Source organism: Pseudomonas sp. GM78, assembly GCF_000282475.1.
Taxonomy (GTDB): domain Bacteria; phylum Pseudomonadota; class Gammaproteobacteria; order Pseudomonadales; family Pseudomonadaceae; genus Aquipseudomonas.
Genome location: NZ_AKJF01000144.1, coordinates 1 through 5,188 on the forward strand (window position 1 = coordinate 1; position 5,188 = coordinate 5,188).

The window sequence follows — 5,188 nt, forward strand, 5'->3', positions numbered from 1 at the left end:
CCTTTTGGTTCCTTTTTGGCGTTTGAAAAAGGGACTCGCCGTAAGGGCGAAACCATAAACCGCCGTTACCGCAGCAATGGATATGCCCCCAATCCAACTCTTATACTGCGCTCTATAAACGAGCTCCAATTCAGCACTTGAAAAATCAAACCAGTCGCTCAAACTCCGGCACAGCTTCAAACAAATCCGCCACCAGCCCATAATCCGCGACCTGGAAGATCGGTGCTTCCTCGTCCTTGTTGATCGCCACGATCACCTTGGAATCCTTCATCCCGGCCAAGTGCTGGATCGCACCGGAAATACCGACGGCAATGTACAACTGTGGCGCCACGATCTTGCCGGTCTGCCCAACCTGCATGTCGTTGGCGACAAAACCCGCATCGACCGCCGCGCGCGAGGCGCCGACACCGGCGCCGAGTTTGTCGGCCAAGGCGTACAGGTGCTTGAAGTTGTCGCCGTTCTGCATCCCGCGCCCGCCGGAAACGATGACCTTGGCGGCGGTCAACTCAGGGCGGTCGGACTTGGCCAGCGCTTCGCCAACGAAGCTGGAAATGCCGGCGTCATACCGGGTATCGACGACTTCGACGCTCGCCGAACCGCCAACTGCGGAAACCGGGTCGAAACCGGTGGCCCGCACAGTGATCACCTTCACCGCGGCGTTCGATTGCACAGTAGCGATGGCGTTACCGGCGTAGATCGGGCGCTTGAAGGTGTCGGGGCTTTCCACGGCGATGATCTCGGAGATCTGGTCGACGTCCAGCGCAGCGGCAACCCGTGGCAGGATGTTTTTGCCGTTGGACGTCGCCGGGGCGAGCACGTGGTTGTAGATCGAGCGCTGTTCCAGCACCAGCCCTGCCACCAGCGGAGCGACATTCTCGGGCAGCTGATGGGCGTATGCCACGTTGTCGGCCAGCAAAACCTTGGTCACACCCACGATGTTTGCGGCGGCTTCAGCAACGCCAGCCACGCCGGCTCCGGCCACCAACAGGTGCACTTCACCACCGATTTTGGCCGCGGCCGACACGGTATTCAGTGTGGCCGCAGCCACTGTGTGGTTGTCGTGTTCAGCGATTACCAGAATAGTCATCAGATCACCTTCGCTTCATTTTTCAGTTTCTCGACCAGTTCCGCCACCGACTTGACCTTGATGCCCGCGCTGCGTGCAGCAGGCGCTTCGACTTTGACGGTCTTGTTGGTGGAGACGAGGGAAACACCCAGAGCATGAGGGGTGACGGTTTCCAAGGGCTTTTTCTTGGCCTTCATGATGTTCGGCAGCGACGCATAGCGCGGTTCGTTCAAACGCAGGTCGGTGGTGACGATGGCCGGCAACTTCAGGGAAACGGTCTGCGCGCCGCCGTCGACTTCACGGGTCACGGTGACGCTGTCGTCCCTGATCTCGACGTTCGACGCGAAGGTGCCCTGGCCGTAGCCGCTCAATGCCGCGAGCATCTGGCCTGTCTGGTTGTTGTCGCTGTCGATGGCTTGTTTGCCGAGGATCACCAGTTGCGGCTGTTCCTTGTCGACCACCGCCTTAAGCAGTTTGGCGATGGCCAGCGAACCCAGGTCATCGGCGGCTTCGACGAGAATGGCACGGTCGGCGCCCAGTGCCAGTGCGGTACGCAGCTGTTCCTGTGCACTGGAAGAACCTACGGTCACCACCACCACTTCGCTGGCAACACCTTGCTCCTTGAGGCGAACCGCCTCTTCCACGGCGATCTCGCAGAAGGGGTTCATTGCCATTTTCACGTTGGAGAGGTCGACACCGCTACCGTCCGCCTTCACGCGGACCTTGACGTTGTAGTCGACCACTCGCTTTACTGCAGCCATTACTTTCATTGGAATTGTCGCCTGCAAAAAAGTTGGGGTATCCGAAGCTTATCCAAAGGAGGTCACGCATTACCCTCCCTTGAATGGGTGGGTGTGACGTCCGTACCACCCCCCTTTTGCGTCTTTCAAAACACCGCTACGCCCGCCAGACGGTGGCAGGGTCCTGGGTCCCGAGCGCGTCCATGACCTGGGCGGTATGCTCGCCACGAGTCGGGGTCGCGCCTGGGGTCACGCGCTGGCCGTCAAAGCGCGGTGCGGGGCTGGCTTGCAACAGGCCATCGCGTTCGAAGTACACGCCCCGCTCCACCATGTGCCGATGCTGCGAGGCGTCACGCGGACTCAACACCGGCGCAAAGCACACGTCAGTGCCCTCAAGCAGATCACACCAATGTTCGCGCGGCTGGCTGGCAAAGATGTCGGCCAGAAGACCGCGCAGTTCTTCCCAGCGTTTCATGTCCCACTGTTTGGCGAACCGCGGATCGTCCTGCAAACCCAGCTTGTGCATCAGCAACGCATAGAACTGCGGCTCCATCGAACCCAGGGCCACATACTGATCATCGGCGCAGCGATAGGTGGCATAGAAATGCGAGCCATCGTGAACGCTTTTGCCGCGTTCTTCGAAGAGCAATCCCCGGCGGGTGAGGTTCAGCATCAACGACATCATGTGTGCCGACCCGTCGACGATGGCCGCATCGACCACGGTGCCCTTGCCGGTCTGCCTCGCGCCGAGGATGCCGGCCAGCAAGCCGACGGCCAGGTACAGCGCACCACCACCGATGTCACCAATCAGGGTGATCGGCGCCGACGGAGCTTCGCCAGCCGTGCCGCTGTGGTAAAGCGCGCCGGACAGGGCGATGTAGTTGTTGTCATGGCCGGCGGCACTGGCCATCGGGCCGTCCTGGCCCCACCCGGTCATGCGGCCATAGACCAGTCGCGGGTTGCGCGCCTGACATTCCTGCGGACCCAGCCCCAGTCGCTCCATGACGCCTGGGCGCATGCCCTCGATCACCGCGTCGGCGCTTTCGATGAGCTTCAATACCGTTTCCCGCCCTTCAGGGGTCTTCAGGTCAGCCACCACCGAACGCTTGCCGCGGTTCAACGGATTGATCGGGGCATTGGCTTGACCGGTGATCGACACGGACTCTGCACGCTCGACCGCAATGACATCCGCGCCCAGGTCAGCCAGGTGCATGGCACAGAATGGCCCTGGGCCGATTCCACAGATTTCTACGATCCGGATACCTGACAGCATGTGTTTTCCTCGATTGAGTCATGGCCAGACCACGAGCACCGACGCCCTGTCCTGACCAGTTATGTGCAAAGACTGATCAGCACGCTAACAAACTCACCTGGCAAAACCTGCCACCCGCCATGGGGGGCTATAGGCGCAAAACGGGATCGCTACTCTGGGCTTTCATCCTCTGGCAATAACAACAATAGAAAGGAAGAAACCATGTTCGCTCGACCTCCCCATTGGGCACTCCTGGCCACCTGCCTGGCCGTTCCGGCCTTCGCCACTGCCAATGGCTCCATCGCACCGGCCAACCCCTACCTGGCACAGTCCTACAACAACCAGACGCACTGGAACGACGGCGCGTCGGACAGCACCGACATCGCCGTGGCGCGCGGCAGCTACAAGATCACGCCTGACGCCTACCGCGTACTCCCCAATGAATCGGGCAGCCTGGTGCAGTACACCGACAAGGTCGGCGACACCGACCTCTACTGGTTCTGGGCCGGCTTTTCCCTGCGCAAGGTGAAGATCGAAGACGACTTCACATTCACCGAAGTGGCCCGCGTCGACCTGCCGGTGAAACTGCCAAACTTCCAGCCGGTCACACCCGAGCAGCGCCTGCAACAAGCCGCCCAGACCCGCAAGTTCCTCGAAGCCGGGGACGAAAAGGGTTTGCTGGACTACATGACGGCACAACCCAACCGCATGCTCACCGGCACCACCGACCAGGTCCTGGGCGGCGCGATCTATTCCCTCCTGACCCGCGACGATGCCTTCATTGGCGCCAGCGCCCGCCGGGTGTTCCGCATCGACCAGAACGATCACAAGAACCCGGCCTCGGGCATGAGGCTGACCCGGGAGGTGCAACTGCCGGATGAACTGTTCGACAACGACAAGACCAAGCGCGGCCTTAACATTCCGCTGGATGCCACTTTCGGCATCGGCATGACGCTCAATGGTTACCTGGTGGTCAACACCATGGGCGGCGCGATCGCCACCCTCGACCGCACGACTTTGAAACTGGTCGACAGCTATCGCGTGCAAGGCGCTGACGAACTTTTCCTCAACTCGTTCGCCACGGGGCCGGAAGTCGAGGGCGGCGCGGTCTACGTCGCGTCCAACCAGAACATGTACCGTTTCGTCGTGGACAAACAGGGCAAGATCCACGCCGATGATGCCAGCGGCGCCTGGAAAGCACCCTACGAACGCGGAGAGCGTTTCACCTCGATCAAGATCGCCGACGGCACCGGCTCGACGCCGACCCTGATGGGCTACGGTCCGGATGAAGACAAACTGGTGGTGTTCACCGACGGCGCGAAAAAAATGAACCTGGTCGCCATGTGGCGCGACGGGATTCCCGCCGGCTGGAAACAGAAACCCGGCACCCAGTCGCCGCGTGTTGCCGACCAGCGTCAAGTGGATATGGGCCCGAGCATTCCGACCGTGCAATCGGAACAGTCGGTGGCGGTCTATGACGGCCACGCCTTCGTGGTGAACAACATCCCTGCCGTGGACAAGCCGGTACTGAACAAGTCCGGCTACTACGTCACCATGCTCAACGGCATGACCCGCCCTGCCCCGAGCGGCGTGGCGATGTTCAAATGGGACAATGCCAGGGATCAGTGGAGCACCCTGTGGACGCGCAGCGACGTGGGCTCGATCTCGATCGTGCCGATGATCAGCGGTGGCAGCCGCATGGCGTTGATCAACGGTTTCTACGCGGGTCGCCTGGGTGAGGGTTTCCACATCGGCATGGACCTGGATACCGGCAAGACTGTGCTGGAGATTGCGACCGGCAGCGATCCGGTGTTCAACGGCATGTATGCGCCGATCAAGGTCGACAGGCGGGGGCGGCTGATGTACGGCATGGCGTTTGGTATGGTTTTGATGGATACCAGTCGGATGGAGAAGGTTGGGCAGGTGGCTAAAGCCGAGTAACGCTGGCGCCCATTGCATCTTTTTGCCTGGCGCATGGCCGGCCCCGTTGATTTGGGGCCGGTTTTTTTATGCCTGGATATTTTGCGTTTTTATCGATTGGATTGGATTGGATTGGATTGGGAGCATATCCATTCCTGCGGTAACGGCCACTTATGGTTTCGCTCTTACAGCGAGTCACTTGGAAAAGCC

At 60.6% G+C, this 5,188-nt stretch carries 4 protein-coding genes; 1 reads left to right on the top strand and 3 read right to left on the bottom strand.

Annotated elements, in window-relative coordinates:
* Nucleotides 1–145: 145 nt before the first annotated feature.
* From PMI35_RS08585 to PMI35_RS08575, 3 genes are all read right to left on the bottom strand, one after another.
* Complete coding sequence (locus PMI35_RS08585; RefSeq protein ID WP_008063023.1) at nt 146–1,087, bottom strand: electron transfer flavoprotein subunit alpha/FixB family protein; 942 nt, start codon at nt 1,085–1,087, stop codon at nt 146–148.
* A complete protein-coding gene (locus tag PMI35_RS08580; protein WP_008063026.1) occupies nt 1,087–1,836 on the bottom strand; it encodes an electron transfer flavoprotein subunit beta/FixA family protein in 750 nt (249 codons plus the stop codon). Before PMI35_RS08580 ends, PMI35_RS08585 begins: the two co-directional genes overlap by 1 nt.
* A 127-nt stretch (nt 1,837–1,963) precedes the next feature.
* The gene (locus tag PMI35_RS08575) at nt 1,964–3,079 is read right to left on the bottom strand and encodes a CaiB/BaiF CoA transferase family protein (RefSeq protein WP_008063029.1); all 1,116 of its coding nucleotides are present in this window, start codon (nt 3,077–3,079) and stop codon (nt 1,964–1,966) included.
* A 201-nt stretch (nt 3,080–3,280) separates the two neighbouring features.
* Here PMI35_RS08575 and PMI35_RS08570 point away from each other — a divergent pair, with 201 nt between their 5' ends.
* Complete coding sequence (locus PMI35_RS08570; protein WP_008063032.1) at nt 3,281–4,999, top strand: hypothetical protein; 1,719 nt, start codon at nt 3,281–3,283, stop codon at nt 4,997–4,999.
* The last annotated feature ends 189 nt before the right edge of the window (nt 5,000–5,188 follow it).

Coding starts and splice junctions, on each gene's coding strand:
- PMI35_RS08585 (WP_008063023.1), bottom strand. CDS start 1,087: ATGACTATTCTGGTAATCGCTGAACACGACAACCACACAGTGGCTGCG.
- PMI35_RS08575 (WP_008063029.1), bottom strand. CDS start 3,079: ATGCTGTCAGGTATCCGGATCGTAGAAATCTGTGGAATCGGCCCAGGG.
- PMI35_RS08570 (WP_008063032.1), top strand. CDS start 3,281: ATGTTCGCTCGACCTCCCCATTGGGCACTCCTGGCCACCTGCCTGGCC.
- PMI35_RS08580 (WP_008063026.1), bottom strand. CDS start 1,836: ATGAAAGTAATGGCTGCAGTAAAGCGAGTGGTCGACTACAACGTCAAG.